The sequence below is a fragment of the Gimesia fumaroli genome (assembly GCF_007754425.1).
GTDB classification, from domain to species: domain Bacteria; phylum Planctomycetota; class Planctomycetia; order Planctomycetales; family Planctomycetaceae; genus Gimesia; species Gimesia fumaroli.
Window position 1 is genome coordinate 6185150 of record NZ_CP037452.1, and the last position, 15644, is coordinate 6200793.

Genomic DNA, 15644 nt, shown 5'->3' on the forward strand with positions numbered 1-15644 from the left:
CAGTTCAAAAACTCCCACAGGATGAAGTAGCGAGAGGGTAGGAATATTCTGAATCAATTTCTAAGATACCATAATCTCATTAAATGATGAAAACACGATTTACAGTATTCTTTCAGATAACACATATATTTACACATACCAGGTTACAGAACACAAATAAAGATGAGCCAGATTGCCGTTGAAGACATTTACGATCACCTGGGCGAAGAGAAACTCCAGCAACTGATCGCCGCCTTTTATCAGGGTGTGAAAACAGACGAAATCCTGAAACCCATGTATCCAGCCGATGATTTTGAAGGGGCCGAATATCGCTTAAAGGAATTTCTGGTTTATCGACTGGGTGGCCCGCAACGCTATCTTGATGAACGAAGGCACCCTGCTCTGCGAATGCGACACGCCCCTTTTGCCATCAATCAGATTGCCCGTGATCGCTGGATGGAGTTAATGAAACGTGCGATGGACCAAACGGAACTACCCGCTGACCTCAGACAGACTCTTGAAGCATTTTTTGACCAGATGGCAACTTTTCTAATCAATCGAGCCGACTGATATTCTGTCTTTCCTGTGAACTAAGAAATGGATTTGAATATGAAACTGGATGACCGACTGCAGGCGGACTGTCAACAGATCAGTGAACTCTCAGAATCAACGTTACTCTTAATGAATAACGCACTGGTCGACTGGTTTATCCTGGTCCCTCGCTGTGAAGAAATTGAATTAACCAACCTCTCGTTTGAACAGCAGACAGCTATTTTTAAGGAAGTCAATCTGGTGGCCCGTTTCATCCAGCAGACTTTGGCACCAGATAAACTGAATATCGCCACACTGGGTAATGTAGTCAGCCAGTTGCACATTCATGTCATCGGTAGAAAACAGAGCGACCCGTACTGGCCTGCTCCTGTATGGGGACAAGCTGAATCACGAGCTTACACCAATTCGGATATCACAAAGATCAAAAACGCGTTTGAGCAATTCCATCAGTCTCAACCCTGATATCAATCACATTAACCTGAAACTCAAACACCTCGTCAGAGATTGAACAAGACTATGACCAATCAGCCATTACGCATCGGAATTCTCGGTCTCATCCATGATCACGTCTGGGATCATCTGCCACAATTACAACATTCCCAGAATGCAGAACTGGTCGCCGCCTTTGACAGTAACCAGGCTCTCCGCGACCGCATTTCAGCAGAATACGATTGCCCCACCTATGCGACTCCTGATGAATTATTTGCACAACATGAACTGGATGGCGTGTATATTTTCAGCAGCAATAAGCAGGGATCCGAGTTGGCTTTAACAGCGATCAACCGTGGCATTCCCGTCATGATCGAAAAACCGATGGCAGCGAATCTGGCTCAGGCGGAGGCAATGCAGACAGCAGCACGCGACAAAAATGTCAGCCTGATGGTGAATTGGCCGTTCGCCTGGTGGCCGCAAATGCAACATGCGATTACGATGGCGCAAGCAGGTGAAATCGGTGAGATCTGGCAGGTCAAATATCGGGCCGCCCATGCGGGGCCCAAAGAACTGGGCTGCAGTGATTACTTTTGTGACTGGTTGTTTGATTCCGAATTAAACGGCGCCGGTGCGATGATGGACTACTGCTGTTATGGCTGCGTGCTCTCCAGCGTCTTACTGGGAATGCCTGAAACCATTACCGGAATTGCCGGCGTGTATCGACAAGAGCCGCTCGGGGTTGAAGATAACGCTCTCATCGTCATGCAGTATCCTAATGCGATCGCGACTGCAGAAGGTTCCTGGTCACAAATCGGTAAACTCACCGCCTATGCAACCGCAATATATGGCACAAAAGGCACACTCATCGTCGAGCCTCAAAAGAAAGGCCGGTTAATGCTGGCGACTGAAGACCAGCCTCAAGGAGAAGAGGTCAAAGTCCAATGTCCGTTGCTCTATCTGCAGACCGCAACCGAACACTTTGCCCATTGCGTCAGAACAGGTGAAGCCCCCTGGGGGCTCTGCAGCCCTGAAACCAGTCTGGAAGCCCAGCGGATTCTGGAGGCGGGAGTGCAGCAGATAAACTAAGTTGATCACAAGTGTCACAGTGGTTTTTCCACACAGGGGCTTTTACTCCTGGCCGGAGAGTCATAGAATAAAGGAAGATTCACTAGACTCTCATAAAAGGATTGAAAATCATGACACAATCATATACAGAGGCGGGTGAAGTGATCGATCTTGGCCCCTTAGGCGATGCACTGGAGTCAACGAAAACGACAACGCTGGTCAAAACCGACGATCTGGAAATCATTCGCCTGATCCTCAAAGCGGGGAAATCTCTCCCTAATCATACTGCTAAAGGAATTCTCACAGTTCAATGCCTTGAAGGACGCGTCAGCTTCAAAGCGCTTGGAAAAGAGCATGAACTGACCGCGGGGCAATTACTGCACTTACCGGATACAGAACCCCACGCCGTGGAGTGTCTGGAGTCGGCTGCTCTGTTACTGACGATTGTTCGCTCGCACAATCCCACGCCGCCACTCAATCAAATTGATGAAGCTTCTGAAGAATCATTTCCGGCCAGTGACCCTCCCGCCTGGACAGGAACAAAGGGATCATAGACTGAATGGGCAACTGGCGATGCGATAGAGTCACGATGGAAATCGTATTTCAGAAAAACTATTTTTTCTGTCTCAAATTAAGATTGTTTTTTTCAATTTCACTATGATCTGTTTCTTATTCAGAATCAGAATATTCAGTTACAACAAAGTCCGTATTTTTGTCAGTCAGGCACACATTGAGGAGCAAACCATGAGAAGTCTTATAGCAATCATCGCCTGTGGAGTATTGATTACCGTCTGGGGAGATGAGGCAGATCACGTTTCCTCGCTTCAGGCGAAAGAAAAAGTGAAAGTCGCGGAACGCCTTAAGGGGAAAAATCCAACGCAGGAAAACATTTCGAAATTCATGCAAGCCAAGCTGGACAGTTCTAAAGATGTCCTGGAAGGCCTCGTAACGGAAGATTTCGCTCTCATCGAAAAAGGAACAAAAAAGATGATCGAAATGAGCAACGCCACGGAATGGCAGGTCGTCGAAGGGCCGATCTTTGCTCAACAAAGTGCCGAATTCCGCAATGCGGCAAAAGAAGTCTTGAATTATGCCAAGAAAAAAAATGTCGATGGGGCCTCTCTCAGTTACCTGCACCTGACAATGACCTGCATCGCCTGTCACAAACAGATCAAGAAAAGTGTTGTTGTTATGAAGTGACGCCTCGTTTCAGCCGTTCACAAACCGAACCCTTATCAGCATTGAGTCGCAGATGCAGCAGGAAGCATTGAAGATACAATTAGCCGAACAGAACGTAGAGCTGATCCGTGCTATTTATGTCGGCCCCGACGGGATCACTCGCGGCAAAGCATTTCGGCCAGGTAGCCTTGATGAAATCCTGGAATCCGGCCTGGGGCTGACCCAGGCACAGGCTTCTGTAACCGTGTTCGATCACCTGCCCCCGGAAAGTAAATTTCAACCAGTGGGTGAAGTTCGGATTCGTCCAGATCTCGAAACATTTCAGGTATTGCCGTACCTTCCGGGGCATGCCAGAATGCTTTCAGACATTGAAACGATTGATGGGCAGCCTTGGGAACTCTGTCCGCGGAATCTACTTAAATCGTTCCTCAGCAAACTCGCTGACCAGGGAATGGTCATTCGTGCCGCTTTTGAAAACGAATTTACGATTTTTATTAATGTGAATGGAGAATGGCAGCCACTGGACCAGCTAAACTGTTTCAGTTCTGCTGCCATGGATCTGGCCAGCCCCTATATTCTCCCCATCATTTCGGCTCTGGAAAAACAGGGCGTGATCGTGGAAAAATATTATCCGGAAGCCGGTCACGGACAGCATGAAATCCCCGTTCGGCATCAACCCGGTTTGCAAGCCGCAGACCAGCAGGTTGTATTCCGAGAAACTGTCCGCGGCACGGCGCAAGCAAATGATTTTCGTGTTTCTTTTATGCCTAAAGCTTCACCGGAATCAGCCGGTAATGGGTGTCATATCCATTTTAGTTTGTGGGATTCCAGCTGTGAACAGAATTTATTCTACGATGCCGACGGCAAGTATGGTCTTTCTCAGACTGCTCGCCATTTCATGGCAGGCATTTTGAAGCACCTCCCCGCACTGATGGCGTTCACAGCACCGACAACCAACTCTTACAGTCGATTTGTCGAGCGGTGCTGGAGTTCGTGTTACGTTTGCTGGGGGCCCGATAATCGTGAAGCAACTGTCCGTGCAGCCTCCGGGTTTCGAGGGCACGAATCTGCCACTGTCAATCTGGAGTTTAAGCCTTCCGATCCAACCTGTAATCCTTATCTGGCATTAGCGAGCCTCGTCTGTGCGGGTCTGGATGGGATCAAGAATGCGTTCGATCCGGGAGAACCGATCTTAACCGACCCCGCTTTATTTTCAACAGAAGAACGTGAGTCTCGTGGTTTGACAAGATACCCGATTGACCTTGCAACAGCACTCACTGCACTGGAACAGAACGACGTATTACGCACGGGACTGGGAGCACGTCGCGTTACTGACTATGTCACTATGAAACGGTCAGAAATTGAAATGATCGATTCTCTGGGCAAAGATGCCGAACAGCAAGCCTATCTGTTCCGTTTTTGATCTTCCGATTCCTGGCCGATTCCTGACTTGTCCTCATGTAGTAAGAGATCAATCGATAGAATCCGTCCGATTCACAGATTCAACAAAAATACGTTATCTGGAAAAGTATGTCGGCTGCAGTAATTCCCCAGTGTACAATCAGGTGATCCTGAGAGTGTTTTCACTTGCTTTTTAGTACTCGTAGCATAGATTTCGATGTAGCAAATAATTTGTGGTGACTGGAGGTTTATTTCTCAGTTCAACAGTAAAGGGCAAACAGTATTGAAGAGATTTACAGACTACTATCAGTATTCTCCCCAGCAAAAACATTTACTCAGCAAAGCACTCAACGTTCTCGCTCTCGTGGAAGAGCGTGCGAAACGGATCTATGCTGACCAGCGAGCACATAAACGAATCGACTATCGCGGCTTAATTGTCATTTCGGTTCCGGAAGGCTTCTCCAAAGCCATCGAAATCTATTCCGGCGAAATGGTCACTGTGCTGGGTCGCTCACTCTCTCAATCTGGCATCTCAATTGTATGCCCTGATGTGATTCCTCAAGAGGAAATCTTCATCAAGCTTCCCTTAAACAGCCCGATCCACACCTGGTTCAGTTCGAGAATTGTCCGTCGGCGTAAAGTTGTGGATGATTTCTGGGAGTATGGCGTTCAATTCCTGGCGCGAATCGATGTCTGACAGCACTCTACGGACAGAGAACATCATTCACCAGAAAGACGGCGAACCAAATCCAGAACAGTCGGTGTAGCGTTGTCCGATTCTTAATCGGTTTCTGCATAGTCAATTTGGATCTGGATGATCTCCTGGCGTCGCTTTGTAAACGCATCCAGTACACTCGGATCAAACTGAGTTCCCCGCCCTTCCTCAAGTATCTCCAGAGATTTGGCCAGTGGGAATGCCGGTTTGTAAGAACGCTTACTCATCAGCGCATCAAACACATCAGCAACGGCAGTAATCCGTCCTTCCAGAGGAATATCTTCGCCACTCAATCCCAACGGATACCCGCATCCATCCCAGCGTTCGTGGTGAGTCATGGCAATAATTTTTGCCAGGGTCAGAATCGGGGAATCAGGAATATCCATGATTTTTGCCCCCATCTCCGTATGCATCCGGATTAATTGTGCCTCACGTTCGGGAAGACAATCTACGATCTTTTTACCAAAGCCACAATGTTTTTTCATCGCGTCATATTCTTCCGGCGTCAGTTTTCCTGGCTTAAGCAGAATGGAATCTTCGACGCCAATCTTACCCACATCATGCAACTGGGCAGCCGGTTCCAGTAAACAGAGATCTTTCTCTGATAACCCCAGTTCGGCACCAATAATGCGTGCATATTTACCCACGCGGATCACATGCTGCCCCGTATCATCATCTCGAAATTCTGCAGCTCGTGCCAGACACTGGATCACACTCAACCGTGACGCTTCCAGTTCAGCCGTCCTCAGACGCACTGCTTCTTCGAGTGTTTCGGAATTCGCTTTGAGTTGGTCCTGATAAATCTTGACGTTCAACACATTGCGAATTCGGGCAACAAGCTCTCCATGATGAATGGGTTTAGCCAGCAGGTCAGTTGCCCCCTGCTTCAATGCAGATATTTTTGTTTCATTATCGGAACTGGCAGTCAAAATAATCACCGGAGTTGTCTCAAATTCCTGATGTCCCCGAATCTGTGCCAGCAGATCCAGCCCGGACACGTCAGGCATATTAATGTCGGACAATACCAAATCCGGTTGTTCAGCCTGAATCATCGAAAACGCAGACGCAGACTTATCTGTCGAAACCAGGTTCCTGAAACCTTCCATCTCCAGATAATACTTGATCATGTCGATATTGATGCTTTCATCATCAATAATGGCAATACAGCATTGTTCGAATTGATTGCGATCAATGAACGTTTTCTGATTTTCAATTACCGGGTTATCCAAAGCTGAACGAATCATAGCTTCTCTCATTCCTTAAATACTTTGTAAATCACTTGTAACAGGGTTCTTCGCTGTGAGACGTTTTCCCAGTTGCGCTAGTTCATCCAGTAATGCTGATGCTGGCTCTTTTTCTTTTCGTTTTGCTGACAGCTCCAATTGCAGGGCAAATTCCGTCAGACAACTAAACCCGGCTGTCCCACCCGTTCCTTTTAACCAGTGGGCCAGATCTTCCAGTCGACACCAGTCGGAGGCTTTCAAGGCGGTCCGCATTTCTTCCATTTTCACTGATAGCCGCTTTATAAAATCTTCCACAATGACAAAGATCTGGGGGATCTCGGTTGGCAGATCAGAAAGGATCGGCGTGATTTCCTCTGATGTCACACAACAAGGTTTTTGTATCAGCTCAGTGCCAGCTGAAGGCCTGATCTCTGGTAAATGCAACCCGATAGTCTGTAACAGGCTATCGATGTTAATTGGTTTCGTCAGGAAGTCTGAACAACCTGCTGCCAGACACTTATCTCGGTCTCCCCGCATCGCATTCGCGGTCAACGCAATCACCGGCAGCGAGCAGCCACGCGAACGTAAGGTCCTGGTCGCCGTATAACCATCCATGAGCGGCATCTGCATATCCATCAAAATCAAATCAAACTCGCCGCCGCCATATTTCTGTAGGGCTTCTTCTCCATTTTCAGCACACGTGACCGACGCATGCGCGTTTTCCAACACCAGCGAAATCAAATCACGGTTCGTTTTCCCATCATCGACCAGTAATACCTGAATACCTCGCAGACAACTACTTTCGGGAGATCCTGCTTTGAATTGTTCATTCGTCGTAAATACTTCAGAAGGAGGTGTATCAAATATTCGTACATTCTCCAGTGATCCCGCATCCACCCACAAGTTGAAGGTACTTCCTTTCCCAACTTCACTTTTGACTGTTAAATCGCCTCCCAGTCCTTCGGCTATTTGACGACAAATCGTCAGTCCTAAACCGGTGCCGCCAAAACTGCGCGTGATAGAAGAGTCGGCTTGCGTAAAGGGCGAAAAGATATTTTTCAGGTTCTGGGAGTCAATCCCAATACCCGTGTCGTGTACCTCGACAACAAACCGCGGGTTAGCGTGACTCTGATCAAGAGTCGCAATCAATTTCACACTTCCCTGTTTTGTAAATTTTAATGCATTACCAACCAGGTTGATTAGAATTTGCTTCAACCGCATTGGATCTGTGTGAATCGTTTCGGGAACGCTGCTGGTCCACTGACATTCCAGAGAGAGCCCTTTCTCCTTCGCCTGTACTCGCATCGTGGAAAGCACTTCCGAAATGATCTTATGCGGCGAATCGTTTCTCTTTTCAAACTCCATACGGCCGGCTTCAATTTTTGACAGATCCAGAATGTCATTGATCAACCCCAGCAGGTGCTCTCCATTTTTGTAAATTACATCCAGGTATTCCTGCTGCTGCGTTTCCGAGCCAACGCCCCGGCGTAAGACGTCGGTAAACCCCATAATGCCGTTCAAAGGAGTTCGAATCTCATGGCTCATATTCGCCAGGAAATGGCTTTTTTCATGATTGGCAATTTCGGCAATGGTTTTCTGTTCCAGCAGAATTTGACATTGAAATTGAACCAGTCTCGCAACATCCAGAAACCGATACTCCCCTCCCTCACATTTGATAAGCAGAGGCTCATAAAGCTGTGATGGGGGACGATTAAATAATTCCCGGACCGCGTCGACAATCGGAGAAGTATCATTGAGTTCCAGAGCTGTGGAATTAATACGAGATAGTAATTTTGACACTGGTCTGCGAGAGAAAACCGATCCACTTAAAACTTGCGACATATGCTCAAAATAGGAATTTCTTGAAAGAAGCCCATAAAACTCCTGGTCGTCCTGAACCAGCAAGCCAACGACTTCCGGTCGACACTTAAAGTAAACGCCAACCTCTGAGATCAATGTATTTGGCGTGACAGATTCATTTTGTAACTCAAGATCGGCTAACGTTGAATACGCCGTCAAGGTATTTACATTTGGTGTCATCGACTTGGTTCTCGAATGCAGTAGGCTTAAGTGACTTTTACGGGAATCAGCTCGAAATAGAGCGAACCATTTGTTTGTTTCATCTGCTGTGGGGAAAGAACAAGCCCTCACCGGAGTTGTGTTCTTTTCACACTTAAAAAGTAGTATTAATCCTCACTCCAAATGTAAGGATTTAGCAATTTCACAGACGGGGCTCATAGCCGACAGATTTCTTTAAACAGGGAAGAGATGATAACTATTGTCATTTCAGGACTTAACAATGGTTCCTTAGCACCAGAATACGTCAGGAGGGATTCCTCTTAAATGGAAGCCTCTGGGGTACATTGTCAAAGCAATCCAGATTACTACGTAAAACCCCTACTGATCATAGACGACCCTTTTTCGTTTCTGCCATGTTGGGGCCAATGGGACAATTTCATTCCTCTCCAGTATCACTGACATTCCTGCTGGCACGTCTCACCAGAGAAAATTGATTGCAGATGATCCTAACTCAATCGATATGACTTCAGATGGCTCACTCTGGACTCCTGCGTTGCCGCCAGCTGTTTTAGAGTGAGTCAGCACGGCGTTTTAATGGGCAATTCCTCAAAATATCCAATTGAGTCGCCACCATCGGTTTTGAGCCAATTCTGCAAACGGTATGCTTAGATAAGAATGAAACTCTTTGCTACTTATGATTTTAAGGAATCTGCTATGAAACCGTTTCGGGAACCTTTGATTCTCGTTTTGTTTCTTTCACTTTTTGCCGGCTGTGCTTCAGAAAAGCCAGCAGATAAACAATTCAGTTCGGAAAAAACGGCTGAGGAAACAAAACCCAAAGCCACGGCGAAAGCACCTGTTCCCGAAACAGAAGTTCAACTGGCAGACTCATTGAAAGGGTTGGGAGCCAAACTGAAGCGAGACAAAGAGGGGCATGTGATCGAAGTCGATTTTCGGGAAGCGAAAATCGATGATGCAGCCCTTAAAGACATCACCGGCTTATCTCGCCTGCGATCGCTACTATTAAATGAAACAGAGATTACCGACGCTGCTCTGGAACCGGTGGGAAAAGTCGTTACCCTGCAAAACCTGGATCTGCGCAACTGCTCCTTGAATAATAAAGCGATCTCGTACCTGACTGGCCTCTCGAAGCTCAAAGCATTGCGGCTCTCCGGCAATTCGGATATCGACGACGATGCGATGGCGGACATCAATCAGTTGACAAATCTCAAAGCGTTAATGCTTGATTTCCTCTGGGTCAGCGGCGATGGAATTTCTCAACTGAAAGATCTGAACAATCTGGAAGAGCTCTATCTGGCCAAGACACTTGTCGACGACGAAGGGCTGGCCACATTAAGCCAGTTTCCCAAACTGAAAAAAACACGTCTCTCACAGAATCAGATTTCTGACGAGGGATTAAAAGCACTGTCCCAAATTCCGCAACTCGAAGAATTGGATCTCAGTGAAAACAGCCTGCTATCTGATGCGGGAATGAAGCATCTTTCCGGCCTGGGTGAATTGAAGAAGCTCAACCTGTGGCGCGTCGGTCTGACCGATGCAGGCGTGGAACCATTACAAGGCTTAACGGTGCTGGAGTGGCTCAATCTGGACAATACGCGTTTAACAAATGCCGGTCTCAAATACCTGAAAGATATGCAGCAACTGGAATTTCTGCATTTGGGTTCGACAGCCGTCTCAGACGCCGGCTTGCCTGAGCTGGAAGGCCTGACGAGTCTCAAAGACTTGAAGCTGACCCGCACCGCAGTCACGGAAAAGGGTGTTGCAGAGCTGAAAAAGAAGCTACCCAACACGGAAATTCAACTAAAGTACATCGAAGGCCAATAAAAAAAGCCCGGCTCACTCACCAGTGAGGAGCCGGGCTTTTCTGTTTCATTTCTGTGCTTTACTAAGCCACTTCCCAGCCTTCACGGTACTCTTTTGAGATGTACTGGTCAGCTGTGGGACAGTTGGTGGCTTTCAGATTCGCCGCATCCCATTCCAGGGGTGACTTCGAACGATAGGCCACATTGCCCAGCAAGACGGCTTCGGTCAACGCACCCGAATAATCAAAGTTGCAGGTGGTTGGTGAACCATCTTTGCAGGCCTTGATCCACTCGGCGTGATGGCCGATCGATTTCGGAATCGATTGCTTCGGAGGCGTGAAGTTGGCGAACTTTTCCTTCGGGAATAATTTGTAGCTGCCATAATTGGCAAACATACTGCCTTCCGTTCCCACAAACATCACACCACTACCGGGAACACGTTGGCCGGCTACTTTCTTGGGAATCATATTTCCGTCGTACCAGGTCAGATTGACAGGAACCAGATCGCCCCGTTTGGGGAATTGATACCGTACAGTCAAACCGTGCGGACAGGCTTCTGGATGCACTTCCGGACCTTCTGCTTCACAATGTGTGGGATGACGTAGATCCAGCGCCCAGAAAGGCAGGTCCATATAATGGCACGCCATGTCGCCCAATGTTCCCTGACCGAACTGCCACCAGCGACGCCATTGTGCGGGGTGATAACGACCGGCGGCATAAGGCCGAACAGGTGCAGGGCCAAGCCACAGATCCCAGTTCAAATTTTTGGGAGGTTCCTGAGTCTTTGTGGGCAGGTCGTCGCCTCCCCAGCCCTTTCCAACCCAGACATGGACTTCACCGATATCACCCAGTGCACCTGACTGAACGATTTCCACGACGCGTCGGTAATTATCGCGGGCGTGAATCTGGGTTCCCAACTGAGTCGCGACGCCCTGCTTTTTCGCTTCCTCTGCAATGATGCGTGCTTCCTGAACGGTATGCGTCAGTGGTTTTTCACAGTAAACATGCAGCCCTTTACGAATCGCACGAATTGATGCCGGGGCGTGATGATGGTCGGTCGTTCCAATCACAACGGCATCGATTTTTCCATCTTCGCTTTCCAGCATCTCGCGGTAATCAGCATAACGACGAGCCCCCGGGAAGCTGGCTCCGGCTCGGTCAAGATAATTGCTGTCGACATCAACGAGTGCAACGATATTTTCGCCTTTCACTCCGTCAACATCTGCCGCAGCGCGGTTGGCAGTTCCGATACAGGCGATGTTTAATTTGCCATTGGCAGACTTCGTGGCAGCAGGGGCAAAACCGGTCCAAATACCAGTGGAAATGGCGGCTGCTCCGGCAGTCGTCGATTTAAGAAACTCACGTCGGCTGAAATTTGAATTCTGTTGCATTAATCAGTCCTATAAAAAAAGGCAGGCCGATGGAAGCATCGGCAATTGGGAGTGATCTTAGAGTAATTGTTACATCGAACATAAGACGAACGAGCCTGACATAGCGGTTGCCTTAGGCTTCCTACGTCTCCACTTCCATTATGCTGGATATTTGTGAAGAAGAAGCAGAAAAGCCAGCGGCCATCGAACTTGCGCGTCCCTAACTTAATGTTCCTTATTTATGGTAATTTGAATCGACACCTGTGACCATTCCAGATCGGGTTACTTTTGTACTTTCTTTCAGAAAGAATCAGAGGTAAACAGGTGCCAGATGATGTTCGAACACAGAGTTCAGCCGCTTATTTGTTTTTCGTAAGATAAACAAACATCGGCCCCCGCTCGATGCTGCCTTCGGCCACTTTGACATCGACTGTCTGTTTTCCCTGATGCAGAGATACATTTTTGAAGACGAATTCTGACTGATCTGCAGGAACCTTCGCCTGGAACTGATCATCGCCGACCTGAACTGTCAGCTCGGTCGCGACTCGATCTTCCTGTTTCTGGAACTGGACTTTAATGTCGTACGCCCCCGCCTGTTCTACCGTCACCAGCCAGTTGCCGCGTGCGTCTCGCGTCCAGCCCTTACCTTTGGGACCGGAATACCGCCAATCCTGACGTGTCAAAACGGTCGTCGGCTCTTTGGAATTGCCCACATGAATTCGTGGCGGTGCATAGTTGTCAGGACGTGTCGAACTGACGTCGGAAAACCAGTTGTTATATTGACGTGTCAATTTCTTCGCCAGCTTTGCTTTTTTGCCGGCAAGATCTTTGCTCTCCGCCGGATCTTTCGTCAGGTCAAACAGTTTGCCCGGTTCATTCTCTTTTGAAAACGTCATCTTATAGTTTTGTGTGACAACCGCAGCATTGGTACGGGGCGTCGGTTCATCGCCGCGATGCCATTGCAGGAACAATGCGCGTTCGGGCCAACTCTCTGCCTGATTCTGAAGCAACGGCAGCACATTCACGCCATCCAGCTTCAGAGCCTCTGGCTTGTCCACGCCCGTGGCTGCCAGAATCGTCGGAAAGACATCATAGTGAGCAGCGATCCGATTGTTAACAGTTCCTGCTTTGAGCTGTGCGGGCCAGTGTGCCAGCAGCACAGACCGAATGCCGCCTTCGTTTACTCGTCCCTTCATGCCACGATGGGCGCCTACAAAACGAGGTCCATTAGGGCCGTTATCGTTCAGAAACAGAACCAGTGTATTCTCGTAAGCACCAATTTTTTTCAAATGCTGAAACAGCTTGCCGATATTCTGATCAATGTTCTCGATCATCGAAAAGATGCGAGAGGTATCGTCGAACAGCTTCTCGTTCTTTCGTCTTTTATTCAAGTCAAAACCGTAGGCATCATTCAGATCCATGGCTTTATATTTTTGACGCAAATCTTCCGGCACATCATGAAAGGGTCCATGCGGCGCATTGGTGGCGAGATAAATAAACGTGGGTTTGTCCTGAGATTCATTTTGTTCGATGAATTTCATCGCGTGATCAAAATAAATATCGGTGCAATAACCTTTCATCCGCTTTTGTTCGCCATTATGAAACAGAACCGGGTCCGTATATTTACCAGCTCCTTCCGGCGGATCACTGGGTTGACCGATGCCACCACCTCGATGCACAAGCACTTCTTGAAAGCCCTGATCCTGCGGTCGCATCGGATAGGAATCGCCCAGATGCCATTTCCCGAAAATCCCGGTCTTGTAACCTGCGGGTGCTAAGACTTCGGCGATGGTGGTCTCTTCCGGTTCCATCATCGCCCGGCCGATGTAAGTATCGATGGCACGCGTGCGATAGTTATAGCGGCCCGTCATCAGATTGGCGCGCGTCGGCGTACATACGGGACTGACATAAAATCGACTCAAGCGGGCGCCCCCTGCCGCCATGGCGTCCAGGTTCGGCGTGTTCAGAATCTTGTTTCCCATGAAACCATAATCCCAGCCCCCCTGATCGTCGGTCATGATCAGAATCACGTTGGTGTGTTTGGCGGCATTCGCATCAGCAGCCAGACGGCAGAATGACAGTGAAACAATAAAATAACTCAGCAGGCAGATTGATTTGCAGAATGTCATGTTGTCTGATCCAGAGGCAAGGATGGAAACGAGGGAATACAAGAATAAATGGTGAATCTCAGGATCATCGGGATTCCATGATTTAAAACCCCCGATCCGGCATGCTATAATCTCAGTTTATGCTTTTGGTGAGGCTACTGCAAACAGATTGATGAGCCGATGACCAAAAGGTAATAACTTCTTTCCCCGAAAACATGAGCCTCGTCATGCCATCTATGCGCTTCAACTGTCTGATCCTGTACAGCATTGCTCTCTTTCTGGCTCCCCTGCCCGCTCTGCAGGCAGCCGAGCAGCAACCCAATATTTTATTTATCATGTCAGACGACCACGCCGCGCATGCCATTGGTGCCTATGGAAGCCGTCTGGCTGCTGTCAATCCGACACCCACGTTAGATCGTCTGGCCAGCGAAGGGATGTTGCTCAAGAATGTATTCTGTACCAATTCCATCTGTACGCCCAGCCGGGCTACATTGATGACGGGACAATACTCACACGTGAATGGTGTGACAACGTTGAATGGCGCGATTGGCCCTGAACAGCAGCATCTGGCGCGGCTCATGAAGTCCGCCGGTTATGAAACAGCCATGGTGGGTAAATGGCATCTCAAAAAAGAACCGGCTGCGTTTGACTTTTATACAGTGCTCCCCGGCCAGGGAAGTTATTTCAATCCCGTGTTCCGCGTACGTGGTCCTAAACCCTGGCCGAAGAATGAATTTCGCGTCAGCCGGTATGACTCCAAACATTCCTCCGATGCGATCACGGATATCTCACTGAAGTGGCTCAAAAATCGGAAACAGAAAAAGAAACCGTTTTTTCTGATGCATCACTTCAAGGCACCCCATGACAACTTTGAAAACGCAGAACGCTACGACTGGTTGTATCAGGATGTGACGATCCCGGAACCTGAATCACTCTGGCAGCGCAAAAATCACGGACCGATGAATCAGCCTCTCTATGGTACATCCGTCGGACAGCGCAACCAACGACGTAACATGGGCCATCACATGTTTGTGGATCCTGGTCTTTCGAGTGAGGAATATACTCGTGAAGCCTATCAGCGTTATCTGAAAAAATTTCTGCGTTGTGTCCGCGGTGTCGACGACAATGTGAAACGGCTGCTGGAGCATCTGGAAGAAACAGGCGAACTCGATAACACCATCATCGTCTACACGGCCGATCAAGGCTTCATGCTGGGCGAACACGACTACATCGATAAACGCTGGATGTATGAAGAATCGCTACGGATGCCGTTCATTGTTCGTTATCCGAAATGGATCAAAGCCAATTCGAAAGACGAAACCATCATCAACAATGTCAACTTTGCTCCGACCTTGCTCGATATGGCGGGCGTCAAGAAACCGGAATTCATGCAGGGACGCTCTTTTTTACCCATTCTGAAAGGAGAAGGAACTCCCGCTGACTGGCCTGAGGCAACGTACTATCGATACTGGATGCATATGGCCCATCACGATAATCCCGCTCATTATGGCATCCGGACGAAAGACTATAAGTTAATCTTCTTCTACGGGCTTCCATTGGATGCGCGGGGTGCCGTGAAAACCCCTACGCCTCCGCACTGGGAACTTTACAATTTGCAGAAAGACCCCCACGAAATGCAAAACGTCATCGCCGATCCCGCTTATGCGCCAATTGTGAAGAAACTCAAACAGCAGTTAAAACAGCTCAAACAACAGGTGGGGGACACAGACGAACGCTATCCGGAACTGAAAGCACGCCTGAATGCATCGTGATCTAAC

The 15644-nt window shown here is 48.4% G+C and carries 13 protein-coding genes; 9 read left to right on the forward strand and 4 right to left on the reverse strand.

From position 1 onward, the window contains the following. Positions 1-162: 162 nt before the first annotated feature. The 7 genes from Enr17x_RS23415 to Enr17x_RS23445 all read left to right on the forward strand — a co-directional run bounded on the left by Enr17x_RS23415 (position 163) and on the right by Enr17x_RS23445 (position 5305). Entirely contained in the window at positions 163-549 is a 387-nt protein-coding gene (locus Enr17x_RS23415) for a globin domain-containing protein (protein WP_145312098.1), read from the forward strand. Positions 550-588: 39 nt separating this feature from the next. Next, positions 589-993: an HIT domain-containing protein gene (locus Enr17x_RS23420; RefSeq protein WP_145312099.1), complete on the forward strand. Its 405-nt coding sequence runs from the start codon at positions 589-591 to the stop codon at positions 991-993. Between the two features lie 54 nt (positions 994-1047). Further along, the gene (locus Enr17x_RS23425) at positions 1048-2049 is read left to right on the forward strand and encodes a Gfo/Idh/MocA family protein (RefSeq protein ID WP_145312100.1); all 1002 of its coding nucleotides are present in this window, start codon (positions 1048-1050) and stop codon (positions 2047-2049) included. Positions 2050-2159: 110 nt separating this feature from the next. Further along, positions 2160-2582 (forward strand): cupin domain-containing protein, encoded by a 423-nt coding sequence (locus Enr17x_RS23430; protein WP_145312101.1) that lies wholly within the window; start codon positions 2160-2162, stop codon positions 2580-2582. A 190-nt stretch (positions 2583-2772) separates the two neighbouring features. Next, a complete protein-coding gene (locus Enr17x_RS23435; protein ID WP_145312102.1) occupies positions 2773-3228 on the forward strand; it encodes a hypothetical protein in 456 nt (151 codons plus the stop codon). A 52-nt stretch (positions 3229-3280) separates the two neighbouring features. Next, positions 3281-4630, forward strand: a complete 1350-nt coding sequence (locus tag Enr17x_RS23440) for a glutamine synthetase family protein (protein WP_145312103.1) — start codon at positions 3281-3283, stop codon at positions 4628-4630. A gap of 261 nt (positions 4631-4891) precedes the next feature. Beyond that, positions 4892-5305 (forward strand): PilZ domain-containing protein, encoded by a 414-nt coding sequence (locus Enr17x_RS23445; RefSeq protein WP_198000758.1) that lies wholly within the window; start codon positions 4892-4894, stop codon positions 5303-5305. An 83-nt stretch (positions 5306-5388) separates the two neighbouring features. On the opposite strand, the gene Enr17x_RS23450 is transcribed toward Enr17x_RS23445, so the two are convergent. Together Enr17x_RS23450 and Enr17x_RS23455 are read right to left on the reverse strand one after the other, a co-directional pair. Next, the gene (locus Enr17x_RS23450) at positions 5389-6567 is read right to left on the reverse strand and encodes an HD domain-containing phosphohydrolase (RefSeq protein ID WP_198000759.1); all 1179 of its coding nucleotides are present in this window, start codon (positions 6565-6567) and stop codon (positions 5389-5391) included. A 15-nt stretch (positions 6568-6582) separates the two neighbouring features. Continuing rightward, positions 6583-8586, reverse strand: a complete 2004-nt coding sequence (locus Enr17x_RS23455; RefSeq protein WP_145312106.1) for an ATP-binding protein — start codon at positions 8584-8586, stop codon at positions 6583-6585. 693 nt (positions 8587-9279) lie between these two features. Here Enr17x_RS23455 and Enr17x_RS23460 point away from each other — a divergent pair. Further along, complete coding sequence (locus Enr17x_RS23460) at positions 9280-10410, forward strand: leucine-rich repeat domain-containing protein (RefSeq protein WP_145312107.1); 1131 nt, start codon at positions 9280-9282, stop codon at positions 10408-10410. A 61-nt stretch (positions 10411-10471) separates the two neighbouring features. Here Enr17x_RS23460 and Enr17x_RS23465 read toward each other — a convergent pair whose 3' ends face one another. Both Enr17x_RS23465 and Enr17x_RS23470 read right to left on the reverse strand, forming a co-directional pair. Next, the gene (locus Enr17x_RS23465) at positions 10472-11779 is read right to left on the reverse strand and encodes a Gfo/Idh/MocA family protein (RefSeq protein ID WP_145312108.1); all 1308 of its coding nucleotides are present in this window, start codon (positions 11777-11779) and stop codon (positions 10472-10474) included. 338 nt (positions 11780-12117) lie between these two features. Beyond that, positions 12118-13887 carry an arylsulfatase gene (locus Enr17x_RS23470; RefSeq protein WP_145312109.1) on the reverse strand — a complete coding sequence of 590 codons (1770 nt, stop codon included), beginning with the start codon at positions 13885-13887 and terminating at the stop codon, positions 12118-12120. Positions 13888-14093: 206 nt separating this feature from the next. On the opposite strand from Enr17x_RS23470, the gene Enr17x_RS23475 reads away from it, so the two are divergent. After that, positions 14094-15638 carry a sulfatase family protein gene (locus Enr17x_RS23475; protein WP_145312110.1) on the forward strand — a complete coding sequence of 515 codons (1545 nt, stop codon included), beginning with the start codon at positions 14094-14096 and terminating at the stop codon, positions 15636-15638. The last annotated feature ends 6 nt before the right edge of the window (positions 15639-15644 follow it).